The 14326-nt window shown below is 60.1% G+C and carries 15 protein-coding genes; 6 read left to right on the top strand and 9 right to left on the bottom strand.

Annotated elements, in window-relative coordinates; translation table 11 throughout:
- Positions 1-18: 18 nt before the first annotated feature.
- The 4 genes from tehB to ABVR31_RS05495 all read left to right on the top strand — a co-directional run bounded on the left by tehB (position 19) and on the right by ABVR31_RS05495 (position 2851).
- On the top strand, positions 19-618 hold the full coding sequence (tehB, locus tag ABVR31_RS05510; RefSeq protein WP_021506581.1) for a tellurite resistance methyltransferase TehB: 600 nt from the start codon (positions 19-21) through the stop codon (positions 616-618).
- A 259-nt stretch (positions 619-877) separates the two neighbouring features.
- Positions 878-1063: a YfgG family protein gene (locus ABVR31_RS05505; RefSeq protein ID WP_022548292.1), complete on the top strand. Its 186-nt coding sequence runs from the start codon at positions 878-880 to the stop codon at positions 1061-1063.
- A 124-nt stretch (positions 1064-1187) separates the two neighbouring features.
- Entirely contained in the window at positions 1188-2624 is a 1437-nt protein-coding gene (gene mgtE, locus ABVR31_RS05500; RefSeq protein WP_021506579.1) for a magnesium transporter, read from the top strand.
- A gap of 47 nt (positions 2625-2671) precedes the next feature.
- Entirely contained in the window at positions 2672-2851 is a 180-nt protein-coding gene (locus ABVR31_RS05495) for a hypothetical protein (protein ID WP_010617609.1), read from the top strand.
- Positions 2852-2905: 54 nt separating this feature from the next.
- Here the strand turns inward: ABVR31_RS05495 and ABVR31_RS05490 are convergent, their stop codons facing one another.
- The 4 genes from ABVR31_RS05490 to ABVR31_RS05475 all read right to left on the bottom strand — a co-directional run bounded on the left by ABVR31_RS05490 (position 2906) and on the right by ABVR31_RS05475 (position 7138).
- The gene (locus tag ABVR31_RS05490; protein WP_372772033.1) at positions 2906-3682 is read right to left on the bottom strand and encodes a DUF3750 domain-containing protein; all 777 of its coding nucleotides are present in this window, start codon (positions 3680-3682) and stop codon (positions 2906-2908) included.
- 123 nt (positions 3683-3805) lie between these two features.
- Entirely contained in the window at positions 3806-4570 is a 765-nt protein-coding gene (locus tag ABVR31_RS05485; protein ID WP_372772031.1) for an SDR family oxidoreductase, read from the bottom strand.
- A gap of 10 nt (positions 4571-4580) precedes the next feature.
- The gene (locus tag ABVR31_RS05480; RefSeq protein ID WP_072208956.1) at positions 4581-5768 is read right to left on the bottom strand and encodes an arabinose transporter; all 1188 of its coding nucleotides are present in this window, start codon (positions 5766-5768) and stop codon (positions 4581-4583) included.
- Between the two features lie 53 nt (positions 5769-5821).
- The gene (locus ABVR31_RS05475) at positions 5822-7138 is read right to left on the bottom strand and encodes an amidohydrolase family protein (RefSeq protein WP_058758314.1); all 1317 of its coding nucleotides are present in this window, start codon (positions 7136-7138) and stop codon (positions 5822-5824) included.
- A gap of 140 nt (positions 7139-7278) precedes the next feature.
- On the opposite strand from ABVR31_RS05475, the gene ABVR31_RS05470 reads away from it, so the two are divergent.
- Positions 7279-8187: a LysR family transcriptional regulator gene (locus ABVR31_RS05470; RefSeq protein ID WP_372772028.1), complete on the top strand. Its 909-nt coding sequence runs from the start codon at positions 7279-7281 to the stop codon at positions 8185-8187.
- 6 nt (positions 8188-8193) lie between these two features.
- Here ABVR31_RS05470 and ABVR31_RS05465 read toward each other — a convergent pair whose 3' ends face one another.
- The 3 genes from ABVR31_RS05465 to ABVR31_RS05455 all read right to left on the bottom strand — a co-directional run bounded on the left by ABVR31_RS05465 (position 8194) and on the right by ABVR31_RS05455 (position 10072).
- A complete protein-coding gene (locus ABVR31_RS05465) occupies positions 8194-8562 on the bottom strand; it encodes a hypothetical protein (protein WP_315658766.1) in 369 nt (122 codons plus the stop codon).
- A gap of 125 nt (positions 8563-8687) precedes the next feature.
- Positions 8688-9608 (bottom strand): NADP-dependent oxidoreductase, encoded by a 921-nt coding sequence (locus tag ABVR31_RS05460; RefSeq protein ID WP_372772026.1) that lies wholly within the window; start codon positions 9606-9608, stop codon positions 8688-8690.
- Positions 9609-9628: 20 nt separating this feature from the next.
- Positions 9629-10072 carry an ester cyclase gene (locus tag ABVR31_RS05455; RefSeq protein ID WP_058770844.1) on the bottom strand — a complete coding sequence of 148 codons (444 nt, stop codon included), beginning with the start codon at positions 10070-10072 and terminating at the stop codon, positions 9629-9631.
- 95 nt (positions 10073-10167) lie between these two features.
- Here ABVR31_RS05455 and ABVR31_RS05450 point away from each other — a divergent pair, with 95 nt between their 5' ends.
- Positions 10168-11079 carry a LysR family transcriptional regulator gene (locus tag ABVR31_RS05450; protein ID WP_211727083.1) on the top strand — a complete coding sequence of 304 codons (912 nt, stop codon included), beginning with the start codon at positions 10168-10170 and terminating at the stop codon, positions 11077-11079.
- Positions 11080-11192: 113 nt separating this feature from the next.
- On the opposite strand, the gene guaA is transcribed toward ABVR31_RS05450, so the two are convergent.
- Together guaA and guaB are read right to left on the bottom strand one after the other, a co-directional pair.
- Entirely contained in the window at positions 11193-12773 is a 1581-nt protein-coding gene (gene guaA, locus ABVR31_RS05445; protein ID WP_021506569.1) for a glutamine-hydrolyzing GMP synthase, read from the bottom strand.
- A 72-nt stretch (positions 12774-12845) separates the two neighbouring features.
- The gene (guaB, locus tag ABVR31_RS05440; RefSeq protein ID WP_021506568.1) at positions 12846-14312 is read right to left on the bottom strand and encodes an IMP dehydrogenase; all 1467 of its coding nucleotides are present in this window, start codon (positions 14310-14312) and stop codon (positions 12846-12848) included.
- Between the last annotated feature and the right edge of the window lie 14 nt (positions 14313-14326).

The raw sequence follows: 14326 nt of genomic DNA, 5'->3' as shown, positions 1-14326 counted from the left end.
CAGGCCCGCAATAGCACTATGACAACACGCCCCGATAACTATTTTGCGGAGAAATACGGCCTGACGCCGCCCCACTCCGAAGTGCTGGCCGCGCTGCCAAAACTGGCAGTGGGTAACGCGCTGGACCTCGGCTGCGGCCAGGGCCGCAACAGCCTGCTGCTTAATCAGCACGGTTTTACGGTGACCGCCTGGGACAACAATCCGCAGAGCCTGGAGCGCCTTAACAGCATCATCGCGGAAGAGCAGCTACAGCAGATACATACCGAACAGTGCGACCTGAATCAGGTGCGTTTCAACGGTGATTATCAGTTTGTGTTTTCCACCGTGGTGATGATGTTCCTGCAGCCGGCGACCATTCCGCAGCTGATCGCCGATATGCAGGCCAGCACGCGCAAGTACGGTTACAACCTGATTGTGGCGGCGATGAGCACCGACGATTATCCCAACACGCAAAACTTCCCGTTTACCTTTAAATCGGGCGAGCTGAGCCATTATTACCGTAACTGGCACATCGTGAAGTACAACGAAGAGGTCGGTGAACTGCATCGCCGCGATGAACACGGTCAGCGCATTAAGTATCGCTTCGCTACCCTGCTGGCGCAGAAAGCCAGTTACTGATGTCTGGCAACAAGATGGTCCGGTCGCCATCAATGGCGACCCTACAACGGATTAGTGCGGTTGGTGAAAGTATGCGGCTTTCGGTCGTCATCAATGGCGCCCCTGCAGAGTCGATGACGCACGCTTCGCCCGGCGGCTGATATCGATCAAAGCAATCTTAACCTTTTCTGCTCATTTTTCACGCAGCGGTTGACCTCCCGGTCGGGTTGTGACTAAATGTTGCCACCGCCCAGCCGGGCTTTTACAGGAACCACCCCGCGTGAATAGCGCCATCTCTGCACGAAGACGTCCCAAAACCGGTACCATGACCCGCATTGTTTTGCTGATCAGTTTCTTTATTTTGGTTGGCCGTCTGATTTTCATTATTCCCGGTGCCATCGAGCATCATCAGCAAAAGAAAGCCGCTCCTGAACCGGTCACACTGAGCACCAGCGAGACGCGCTAAGGAATTTGCGGGTCATCGTCGCTCTGCCATCACATTGTCCGCCGCGGCAATGCTGCTTGTTACGCCCACTTTACCCGCAACGCGCTACACTTTGACCTGACTTTACAGACACAAAGGACGCGTTATGTCTGCTTCGCACGCACAACAACTATCAGAAACCCGCCAGCGAATTCTGCACCTTCTGCTCAGCGAGCACGATTTAGTCGATGTGCTGCTGGATAAATCCGTCGACCTCAATGCCGCCGAACTGCGCAAAATCACCGGCTGGCGTCAGCAGCTGGAGCATGAACTGCCGCAGCTGCACGCCGCCGACCTCGCGGACATTCTCGAAGCGCTGCCGGAAGAGGAGCGTCTGGCACTGTGGCGGCTGGTGCCCTACGAGCAGCGCGGTCGCGTGCTGGTGGAGGCCTCCGAAACCGTATGGGCCAGCCTGACGGAAGAGATGACCGACCGCGAAATCCTGCGCGCCATCGAGCCGCTGGATATTGACGATCAGGTCTATCTGGCGCGTTATCTGCCGCGCGATCTCACCGGCCGCCTGCTCACCACGCTCGATCCCAGTCTGCGCGCCCGGCTGCTGGATGTGATTGAGCTGGATCGCGATCGCGTCGGCCAGGTGATGGACTTCAATATCCTCACCGTGCGCTCAGACGTGACGCTGGCGACGGTGCAACGCTTTCTGCGCAAGCGCAAAAGCATGCCGGACGGCACCGATAAAATCTTCATCACCGACGAACACAATCAGCTGCTGGGTGAACTGGCGCTGACCGATATCCTGCTCAACAAACCTAAAACGCTGGTGGCTGAGGTGATGAACGCGCGCCCCACCACTTTCCAGCTGGATGACAAAGCGGAAGAGGCCGCCAGCGCCTTCGAACGCTATAACCTGATTTCTGCTGCGGTAACCGATGCCAAAGGCAAGCTGATTGGTCGTATCACCGTGGAAGATGTCATTGACCTGGTGAACGAAGAGAACGAAAGCAACATCCGTAAGATGGGCGGGATCAGCCAGGGTGAAGACGTGTTTGCACCGGTGCGCAAGGCAGTAAGAAAGCGCTGGACCTGGCTGGCCGTCAACCTGTGTACGGCGTTTATCGCCTCGCGCGTCATTGGCCTATTTGAGGACACCATTTCGCAGCTGGTGGCGCTGGCCACGCTGATGCCGATTGTCGCCGGCATTGGCGGTAACACCGGCAATCAGACCATCACCATGATCGTGCGCGCGCTGGCGCTGCATCAGGTTGAACCCGGCAACTTTTCGTTTCTGATTGCGCGCGAACTGGGCGTGGCGCTGCTTAACGGCCTGTTCTGGGGCGGCATCATGGGTGGCGTGACCTGGCTGATGTACGACAACCTGCAACTGGGCGGCGTGATGATGCTGGCGATGGTGCTGAATCTGCTGCTGGCGGCGCTGATGGGCGTGCTGATTCCGCTCATCATGACCAAACTCAAACGCGACCCGGCGGTCGGCTCCAGCGTGCTGATCACCGCCATCACCGATACCGGCGGCTTCTTTATCTTCCTCGGTCTGGCCACGCTGTTTCTGCTGCACGGCCACTAAAGCGCAGCTACAATCAGCGTTGATCCCTAATCAGCTGGAGAGCAGTGATGTTTAACGTGGATGATTTTGTGCAGGCGAAAACTGGTGGGCCAAAAATGCAGGTGCTGCGCGTTGCGGGCGATACGCTGTGGTGCGCCCGCGTTGACGATCCGATCAAAAAAGAGATCGAGGTGAAGGCCGACAGCGTCAATCTCTATCATGAAGACGGGGATTTCGGCGTCTGTTAACGGCTGCGAGCCCGCGCCGCCCGCGAACCGATGCTGTCGCGGCGCGGCGCTGTCTCAGGGCTTATCATTCTGTAAATTATCCTGCCCTACCCCGCCGATAAACGGCAGCCGCAGACGCAGCGGGGTGAAATCCAGCCCCAGATTCAGTCCCAGCAGATTCACCTCCACGCCCTCTTCCGCTCCCAGCGTCACGCCCAGCACGCCGAGCAGCGACAGCTGCACGCCGCGCCCGGATGGCGGCAGACCAAGCGGATGCAGCAGCGAACGGAAATCCTTACCGATAGCATTGGCGGGCAAATCGAGCTTCAGCGCCGGCACTTCACGGCCAATGTGAGCGAGGAAGGTGTTGCTGTTGGGGCCCGGCCACGCATGATAGGTGTTGGGCCACGGATAGGATTGAATCGCCGCTTCAATCTGCGGGATCATCGCCTGCGCAGCCGCACCGCGATGTGACACCAGCAAACGCGGACGCGCACCGTACCAGTAGCCGTCCGGCAGATTGCTGTTGCGCCGCACTTTATCGCCGCTGCCCCAGCTGATCACCTCATAACGGTTGTAGCGGGTTTCTCCGGCGCGCTTAAAGATAATCCACGGATGCACGGCCACCGCGCCTTTCCAGCCGTAGGTCGGCGCAGCATACACCTGCACAATCGCCTCACTGGCGAAGCGCTGCGGATCCGGTGCCAGCCCGGCCGAATCACGGCGCGCTGTCGCCCAGCCGCCGCGTTCGGTGGTGAACTCACCGCTGCGCGTCGCCTGCGCCAGGCTGGCCGCCAGCGACAGTAACACCACACAGAGAAAAGAGAGTAAAACAGCTTTAACAGGCAACATGCATGGACATCCCGGTGGTGAAAAAACGCTCCCGCCATGATGCGCTGAAACGGCAGCGTCTGTATTCACCAACTATGCGGTGGACAAAAAATGCGTTGCGGTGCCCGGTCAGCTGATTTTTCCTTAGTCAGGCAGGGCGATACCACTGATATCGGCGCATATCGCCAGCAACTGCTGCTGCAGCCGTGGATTGCGCGCCTGCGGATTGGCCGCCAGCGCCTGACGGTGATAAAAGTACTCTCCGCTGACCCGCGCCTCATCGGCGGTGGCTAACCACACCTGGGTACGATGCGCCTGATCAAGATCGTCGGGTGCGCCGGCACCGCCCATTTTGGTCGGCACCCAGCCTGGCTCCAGCGCGTTGCTGTATACCTGCGGCCAGCGCCGGGCGATGGCAAACGCCAGTATGGCATCATGCAGTTTACTCTCAGCATAAGCCTGCGAAGCGTGCCAGCGCCGCCGCTGCCACAAAATATCATCCAGGTTAGCTTCGGCATGATGATGCATGCCGGAGCTGAGGTAAATCAGCCGCTGCGGCCGTTCAATCAGCGCCGTAAGAATATAGGGTGCCAGCGTGTTGATGGCGAACAGATGCGGCAGGCCATCTGCGGTTAACTGATAAGGCTCGCGATAGCCAACCGCCACGTTGTGGATCACCGCATCAAATATGCCGAGCGCATTAACCTGCTGCGCCACACTGCGGGCGCCGGCGATGGTTATCACGTCGCCGCTGACCACGGCTTCAGCCTGCGGTAGCGCCTCCTGCGCGGCGCGGGCACGCGCGGCGTTGCGTCCGTGCAGCACCACCTGATGGCCCTGCTCAACCAGCAGTTCAGCCGCCATCAGCCCGAGGCCGGTGGATGAACCGGAAATAAAAATACGTGACATGGAAAACCCCTTAAGCGTGAAGTGAAGCGGCGCGCGATGTCAGCGCCAGCAGCGCACCGAGCAGCGCACAGGCCGCACCAAACAGATAGACGGCGGCATAGCTGAAGTGGCTGGCGATGGCACCGGCAATCGGTCCGGAAATACCATAAGCGATGTCGAGAAAAGCAACGAAGGCGCCCATGGCGCTGCCGCGACTGGCCGGCGGCACGCGCTTCAGCGCTTCCACGCCGAGGGCGGGAAAGATCAGCGCACAGCCAAGACCGGTAATCAGCGCGCCGGTGAGCGCCAGGGTTTCGTCAGGCGCAAACCACAGCAGCATCTGCCCCAGCGCCTCCACCAGCAGTGAATAAGCCGCCACGCGGTAGCCACCAATGCGATCCGGCAGATGTCCCAGCACCAGGCGCACGGCGATAAAACCAACGCCAAACGCGGTCATCACCCAGCCGGCCAGCTGCCAGTGACGCGCGGCGAAGTAGAGCGAGGCGAAGGCCGTCAGGCCGGCCAGTCCGACGCCCTGCAGCATCAGGCCACAGCCTTCACGCCAGATGCGGCCAATCACCCGATAGAACGGCAAACGTGTCCCTCCGACCACGCGATAACCGCTGGCAGCCGTGGCGATGAGCGCTGCCAGCAGCGGAGCCGCGATGCAGGCCAGCATCGCCGCCGCTAAGCCGACGTGCTGATACAGCATCATACCGGCAGGGGCACCGAGCGACAGCGCGGCAAACATGGCGATGCCGGTCCAGGACATCGACAGACCGGCACGCTGTGGCCCGACCGAGGCGATTGACCAGGCCACGCAGCCGGTGACGAACTGGCTTTCGCCCATGCCCGCCGCCAGCCGTCCGGCAATCACCAGCGCCAGACTGACCGCCGGTGAAAAGCCCGGCAGCGCGGCCAGCCAGTAGAGCACGCCAGCCAGCGCACACACCGCCGCGCCCTGCAGCGCCGAGCGCTTACCGCCAACGCGATCGGTCAGTTGACCGGCGTAACCGCGCGTCAGCACGGTGGCAACAAACTGTATCCCGATCACCAGCCCGACCCACAGGTTGCTGAAACCGAGATGCTGATGGATAAACAGCGGGATTACCGGCAGCGGCAAGCCGACCGCCAGATAACCGCAAAACAGCGCGGCAATCACGCCGGTCGCTGGTCGCGACAAATGCGCAGCTTCAGCCTGCGCGCTTAATGCAGACATAACAGCCTCCATAAATGAACAGACAGCGCGGCAGGCCGCCGCGCTGCGGAAAATCAGGCAAACAAAGGATGGTGATAGCCGCTGGCATTCAGCAGATAGTCGCGCGAAGCGGTGATTTCCGCGTTCAGCTGTGCCACATCGACGTTGAGCAACTGACCATGACGTTTACGCAGTTCACCCGCCACCATCACGGTATCAACATCGGCGCGTTGCACCGCCTGCACCACCGTTGCCGTCACGCTGGTCAGCGGGAAAACGCCAATACCATCGGTGCGCAGCATAATGACGTCGGCCTGTTTACCTGGCGTGAGCGTGCCCGTTTGCTGCTCCAGCCCGGCCGCACGCGCGCCGTTAATCGTGGCCGACTGCAGTACGGCTTCCACGCTAATCGGTGCCGGTACGTCGCTTTCGCCCCGGAAGCGGCGATAGCGCATCGCTGAGCGCTGCTGGTTAAACAGCGCCTGCATTTCACCGAACAGATCGCTGCCGAAGGCGGTATCAAGATCGATACCGAGCGCCGGCGTCATTCCGCGATCGACCGCCTGCTGCCAGGCAAAGCTGTCGTCGTCGAAACCAAACAGCGCATCCGAACGCGGATTCACGGTAATGTTGACGCCCGCGTCCGCCAGCTGCTGCCAGGTGTGCGCCGGTACGCGCGTACAGTGGTTGAAAATGTTGTGCGGACCCAGCAAGCCGGCTTCGGCAAACTCCGCCGGCAGCTGCGCCAGGTCACCAATAAACTCGGTGAGAATGCGCATATCCAGCTCGCGCGCCACGCGCCACCACGCCAGGTTGAGCTGGCCAAACAGGCCAACCTGCACACGGCTGCCGGCGTGGTTCCAGCGGCTGGCGAGACGGGCCAGATCGCCCGGCAGATGATCGCTGGAAGCCTGCTTATCCATTGCTGCGCCAACCATGTGCAGTGCACGAATCCCGCTCTCCTGCAGCGCGTCAAGCGCCGCATCGGTATGCGCCGGACTGCGTGAACTGTGGCAGGCATCAATCACCGTGGTGATGCCGGCATCCAGGCATGCCAGCGCCGTCAGCCGGGTGCTCAGGTACATATCCAGCGGACGGTAATGCGCGCCGAGCGTTTCTGCCACCACATCGATATAGACAAACAGGTCGTCAACGTTGGGCATCAGGCGGCGCATCGCACCGAGCCACATATGGTGATGCGCATCCACCAGGCCCGGCATCACGATATGGCCGCGGGCATCAATCACCTGCGCATCGTCGGCGGAAAGGTTTTCCCCCACGGCGGCAATACGATCGTCCTCAATCAGCACATCGCCACAGACGAGGTCGGGCACGCTGGCGTCCAGCGTCAGGATAGTGCCGCCTTTAAAAAGGGTGCGCCGTACAGTCATAACATTCTCCTCAAAAGGGATCAGGAATCCGGCGGTCAGTGCCGGTCGCGTTTCGGGGCACACAATAAGTTGCAGCGCATTTTTGATAAAGGTAGGCTCAGGCAAATGATCTTTGCTAAAAATCAAAGATGGAGAACAGGATGAGTTTTGATGGCCGACTATTATCCGGCATGAGCGTGCTGGCAGCCGTGGTTGAAGCCGGCAGCTTCAGCCGCGCTGGCGAAGTGCTGGGGTTGTCCGCCTCGGGCGTCAGCCGGGCGATTTCACGACTGGAACAGCGTCTCGGCGTGCGCCTGCTCGATCGCACCACCCGCACCCTGCATCTCACCAGTGAAGGTGCCAGCCTGTATGAGCGGGCGGCGCCGCATCTGGAAGGGATTGAAGAAGCAGCAAACTACGTCTCCGGCGCCGCCGTGACGGTGCGTGGTACGCTGCGCGTGAGCCTCAATCCGCTGTTTTCCCGCTATGTGCTGGCGGCAAAGCTGCCGCTGCTGCGTGCCCGTTATCCGCATCTGGAACTGACGATTTTGCAGCAGCCCGATGTGGGCGATCTGGTAGCAGAAGGTATTGATGTTGCGGTGCGTTTCGGGCCACAGCCGCCGTCCACCATGACCTCACGCCTGCTGTTACAAACGCGCGTCCTGACGGTGGCCGCCCCGGACTATCTGGTACGCTGTGGCCGCCCGACGCAGCCGCAGCAGCTGACTGAGCACAATTGTCTGCAATACATCGATCCGCGCAGCAATAAGCCCTTTAGCTGGGAGTTTCATCGTGGCACGCAGCGGCTGACGGTCGCCACCCACGGCCATCTGACCACCACCGATCCGGATTTAATGGTGCAGGCGTGCGTCGGCGGTGCCGGCGTAGCCCAGGTGCTGGCGCTGAGCGTGCAACATCTGATCGCCAGCGGTGAACTGATCGAACTTTTCCCCGACTGGCCTGACGAAACCTATCCGCTGTTTATCACCCGGCCTTCGCGCCGTCTGGCCCCGGCGGCGGTGGAGGCATTTCTCGGGTTTTGCCTGGAGATTTGTGCGGAACAGAGCTGACGCAAATTACCGATTATCCTCAGCGCGTGTTTGCCGATAATAGCCCACCAGCTGAACGATGAAGGTGAGGGTCGCGAGTAAAAACAGTATCCCACCCAGGGGAATGGTGCCGAGCAGGAACCAGCCCATGACGCCTAATTCATACAGCAACTGGCCGCGATCTTCTCCCAGGATGTAACAGGGATGCACGTTGCCTTCGTCCAGCTGGCAGCCTGCCAGACTGGCGACATATCCGGCGCCCATCGCGCAGATCAGCGGCAGAAACGCGAGAAAAGCCGTACCGCACAGCATCACAAGATAAAGAATGATGATGGATGTCAGCGGGCGTTTGCCAGGTGGTGCGCGCTTGCCCGCGGCTCTGAAATTAAACAGCACGTTTCCTCCTGAAGCCTCTGCCGTTAACGCCAGATTATTAACACATCCTTATCCCCTGCGACAGACCGGTAAACAAACGCCCGCGGGGTAGCGGGCGCGTTTTTACTGCGACATGACGCCAGGCGTTAAGGATTGGCGCGGATAATCACTTTGCCGCGCGCATGGCCGGTCGCCACCTTCTCCAGTGCGGAGCGTGCATCATCCAGCGAAAAGATAGCGTCGGTGATGACCTGTAACTGCCCGGCCTGGAACAGGCTGCTCGCCCGGGCAAGATACGGCGTCGCGCTGGCGAAGAAGACAAACTCGCCGTGCTGGCCGCTGGTAGGCGTGATGCCAAACTCCACCAGCGTGGCAATGCGCCCGCCGGCGCGCAGCACGGACCAGGAGCGGCTCAGCGTTTCGCCGCCGACGCTGTCTATCACCAGGTCGATATCGCGCGTTGTTGCGAAGTCCTGCGTGCGGTAGTCAATCACTTCATCGGCGCCCAGACTGGTCACCAGCGCGTGGTTTTTCGCCGATGCCGTGGCGATGACATAAGCGCCCGCCTGATGCGCCAGCTGGACGGCCATGCTGCCGACGCCACCCGCTGCGGCGTGAATCAGCACGCGCTCGCCGCGCTGCAGCTGACCCACATCGAACAATGCCTGCTGCGCGGAGCCAAACGCGGTAGGCAGCGCCGCGGCCTGTTCGGCGCTCATCGCTGCCGGGACAAGGCATACGTCATCGGCGGCGATCACCAGGCTTTGTGCAAAAGCCCCGCCTGCGCCAGGTGGCGTGCGCCCGAATACGCGATCGCCCGGTTTTAAATGGCTCACGCGCTCGCCAGCTGCTGTAATCACGCCGCAGAAATCCATGCCCGGCACGTAAGGCAGGTCCACCGGGAAAACCTGCTGCATGTGCCCTGAGATGATTTTCACATCCAGCGGGTTAACGCTCGCCGCTTCAACCTGCACCGTCACCTCATCCGGACTGGCGGCGCGAAGTTGACGTTCGCCAATCGTCAGCACATCGGCGGTGCCAAACGTATCAATCAATGCTGCTTTCATTATCAACTCTCCGGTCTGATTCAGGCTTGTGGCGGAAACTGGCCAAGCTGGAGGAACAGGCCAAACCAATCTTCCATGTGCCAGGTGGTGATCAGACGGCCGTCCTCCAGCGCATGGAACTCATGCAGACGGAAGCTCACTTTCTTGCCGGTCGGCGCGATACCGAAAATTTCGCCGAGATGGGTGCCGCTGATTTCCGCCCGCGCCGCGATGCGGCCAGGCTCCTGAATCATGTCATGCACCACGATCTGCACGTCCGGAAAAGCCTGCGCCAGCATGCGAATGATCGGCTTGATGCCTTCCGGCCCGGGCGCCTGTCCCGGCGCCAGCGGAATGTCTTCCCATGACGGAGCCAGCACGCTATCGACCAGATCGGGGTTGTTGTCGCTGAAGGCCTGATAGAGCGTCTCTACCGCCTGTCGTTCAATTTTCAGCCGTTGTACGTATTCTGCTGCTGGATTCATCGTTATTCACTTTCAGGTGAGGGTTGGTTGTGGAATTTTGCGCAGCGCCCTACAATTCGTCCAACAAATATTTAATATGAGTGATTATTTGCCGTATGGATTTTCATGGCATCGATCTCAATCTGTTAGTGGCTTTTGACGCGCTGATGAACGAGCGCAACGTCACGCGGGCGGCAACCCAGGTGGGCGTCAGCCAGCCGGCGATGAGTGCCGCTTTGTCACGGTTACGCACCCTGTTCGGTGACCCGCTGTTCATGCGCAGCGCGGAGGGTTTACTGCCGACCGCGCGTGCGCGCGATCTGTCCGGCCCCATCGCCGGGGCGTTGCGCCAGCTCGAAGCGACGCTGGTGGCAAAGCCCGCGTTTGCAGCGGAAAAAGCGCAAATAAACTTCAAACTGGGCGTGTCGGAGTATCCGGCTTTCGTGTTGCTGCCTTCGTTAATGCAGGCGCTACAGGACGTCGCCCCCGGCGTGTCATTGAATGTGCAGGCGTTTACCAACCGCGATCACGCGGTCGATTTGTTAGATGCCGGCGCGATTGATGTCGCCATCGGCGTCATGCCTACCCATAGCGATAGCCGCATCATCTCCCGGCCGGTATTGCGCGACGAATTCGTCACCATCGTCGCCAGCAACCATCCGGCGGCCAGACGCGGCATGGACATGGAGAGCTACCTGGCGCTGCCGCATATTCTGGTCTCGCCGGAAGGTGAACTGTACGGCCTGGTTGATCAGGTACTGGCGCAGCAGGGTAAAAAGCGCCGGCTGGGGCTGACGGTCCAGCAGATGTTTACGGTGCCGTCTATCGTGGCGCAAACCCACATGACCGCGACCGTGATGAAGCGCGTGGCGCTGCATGCGCAGGCCAGTCGCCAGCTGGTACTGTTCCCTCCACCGCTGTCGTTGCCTGAAATGGTGTTCAACCTGATCTGGCACCGGCGCAGCGACGCGCATCCCGCCCAGCAGTGGTTCAGAGAATTTATTGAACAACAGGCGGCACGGCTGTAGGCGCTGTATCTGAATTCTGCGCGGATCGGGCGATGCGAAAGATGGCAGGATAAAAAAGCCCGCAGTTACGCGGGCTTTGAGGCTTCAGGTGCTGGCGGTTGCCAGTGCGGGCGTTACTCCCACTCAATCGTCGCAGGCGGTTTACCTGAAATATCATAAACCACGCGTGAGATGCCGTTCACTTCGTTGATGATGCGGTTGGAGACGCGGCCGAGGAAGTCGTACGGCAGGTGCGCCCAGTGGGCCGTCATGAAGTCGATGGTTTCGACAGCACGCAGGGAAACCACCCAGTCGTATTTACGGCCATCGCCCATCACGCCGACGGAGCGCACCGGCAGGAACACGGTAAAGGCCTGGCTGACTTTGTTGTACAGATCGGCTTTGCGCAGCTCTTCGATAAAGATGGCATCAGCACGGCGCAGCAGGTCGCAGTACTCTTTCTTCACTTCACCCAGTACGCGCACGCCCAGACCCGGGCCCGGGAAGGGATGGCGGTACAGCATGTCGTAAGGCAGGCCGAGTTCCAGACCGATTTTACGCACTTCATCTTTGAACAGCTCTTTCAGCGGCTCAACCAGGCCCATCTTCATCTCTTTCGGCAAACCGCCCACGTTGTGGTGCGATTTGATCACGTGCGCTTTACCGGTAGCCGAAGCCGCCGACTCAATCACGTCCGGATAGATGGTGCCCTGCGCCAGCCATTTCACGTCGGTCAGCTTCAGTGCTTCTTCGTCGAACACTTCCACGAACACGCGGCCGATGATTTTACGTTTGGCTTCCGGATCGTTCTCGCCCGCCAGCGCGTCGAGGAAGCGCCCTTCTGCCGCAACGTGCACGATGTTCAGACCAAAGTGGTCGCCGAACATGTCCATCACCTGCTCAGCTTCATTCAGACGCAGCAGTCCGTTATCGACGAACACACAGGTCAGGCGCTCGCCAATCGCGCGGTGCAGCAGCATCGCGGTCACGGATGAGTCCACGCCGCCGGACAGGCCGAGAATCACACGGTCTTCACCCACCTGCTCACGGATGCGCTCTACCGCGTCTTCGATAATTTTGGCTGGCGTCCACAGCGCTTCACAGCCGCAGATGTCGCGCACAAAACGCTCCAGCATGCGCAGGCCCTGACGGGTGTGCGTCACTTCCGGGTGGAACTGCACGCCGTAGAAACGCTTCTCTTCGTTGGCCATGATGGCAAACGGGCAGCTTTCGGTGCTGGCAACCGTCACGAAGTCTGCCGGGATCGCCGTGACTTTGTCACCGTGGCTCATCCACACGTCGAGCAGCGGTTTGCCCGCCGCGCTGATGGCATCTTCGATATCACGCACCAGCGCGCTCGGGGTTGTCACTTCAACCTGCGCATAACCAAATTCACGCTCGTTCGAGCCTTCAACCTTACCGCCCAGCTGCATCGCCATGGTCTGCATGCCGTAGCACACGCCCAGCACCGGCACACCAGCGTTGAACACATATTCCGGCGCGCGCGGGCTGTTATGCTCGGTGGTGCTTTCCGGACCACCGGACAGGATGATGCCGTTCGGGTTGAACTGGCGGATTTGCTCTTCGGTGACATCCCACGCCCAGAGTTCGCAGTAGACGCCCAGCTCACGCACGCGGCGCGCGACCAGCTGCGTATACTGAGAACCAAAATCGAGGATCAAAATACGATGTTTATGAATATTTTCAGTCGTCATTGAGGCGTTTCCATTGGGATGGACTTAATAATAAAAGCGCCCGGCTGGAGCCGGGCGGGAAATCTTACGGGATTATGAACCCATGCGGTAGTTCGGTGACTCTTTGGTGATGGTCACATCGTGCACGTGGCTTTCGTTAATGCCGGCGCCGCTGATGCGCACGAACTCGGCTTTGGTGCGCAGATCGTCGATGGTCGGGCAACCGGTCAGGCCCATGCAGGAGCGCAGGCCGCCCATCTGCTGGTGCACGATCTCTTTCAGGCGGCCTTTATAGGCAACGCGCCCTTCGATACCTTCCGGCACCAGTTTGTCGGCGGCGTTATCGCTCTGGAAGTAACGGTCAGACGAGCCTTTGGACATCGCGCCCAGTGAACCCATCCCGCGGTAGGATTTGAACGCACGTCCCTGATAGAGTTCGATTTCGCCCGGTGATTCTTCGGTACCGGCCAGCATGGAGCCAACCATTACCGCCGACGCACCCGCAGCGATGGCTTTGGCGATGTCGCCAGAGAAACGGATACCACCGTCAGCGATGACCGGAATACCGGTACCTTCCAGCGCTTCAACCGCGTCGGATACCGCCGTGATCTGCGGTACGCCAACGCCGGTAACGATACGGGTAGTACAGATGGAGCCCGGGCCGATGCCCACTTTCACCGCGCTCACGCCCGCGTTAGCCAGCGCCAGTGCGCCTGCACCGGTCGCCACGTTGCCGCCGATGATTTCAAGGTCCGGATATTTTGCGCGGGTTTCACGGATACGCTGCAGCACGCCTTCGGAGTGGCCGTGCGAGGAGTCGATCAGCAGTACGTCAACGCCCGCAGCGACCAGCGCATCAACGCGCTCTTCGTTGCCGGCACCGGCACCCACTGCGGCACCGACGCGCAGACGACCCTGCGCATCTTTACAGGCGTTAGGTTTACGCTCGGCTTTCTGGAAATCTTTAACGGTAATCATGCCCAGCAGGTGGAAGCTGTCGTCAACAACCAGCGCTTTCTCGACGCGTTTTTCGTGCATTTTCTGCAGCACGACTTCACGCGCTTCACCCTCTTTCACCGTCACCAGGCGCTCTTTTGGCGTCATGACCGCGGTCACCGGCAGCGTCATATCGGTCACGAAGCGCACGTCACGACCGGTAATGATGCCCACCAGCTCGTTGTCGGCGTTAACCACCGGATAACCGGCGAAGCCGTTACGTTCGGTCAGCTCTTTCACCTCGGCCAGCGTGGTGGTTGGCAGCACGGTCTGTGGCTCCGTTACGACGCCGCTTTCGTGTTTTTTCACCTTGCGAACTTCATCCGCCTGGCGCTCAATCGACATGTTTTTGTGGATAAAGCCCAGACCGCCTTCCTGCGCCAGCGCAATCGCCAGACCGGCTTCGGTCACGGTGTCCATCGCTGCAGACAGCATAGGAATGTTGAGACGGATGTTTTTGGTCAGCTGGGTGCTGAGATCGGCCGTGTTGGGTAAAACAGTGGAGTGAGCGGGAACGAGCAGGACGTCGTCAAATGTGAGGGCTTCTTTCGCGATTCTTAACATTGCAATATCTCCAC

It is taken from the genome of Pantoea sp. WEP (assembly GCF_041678305.1).
Taxonomy (GTDB): Bacteria; Pseudomonadota; Gammaproteobacteria; order Enterobacterales; family Enterobacteriaceae; genus Pantoea; species Pantoea dispersa.
This window is presented reverse-complemented; position numbering and strand designations above follow the sequence as displayed.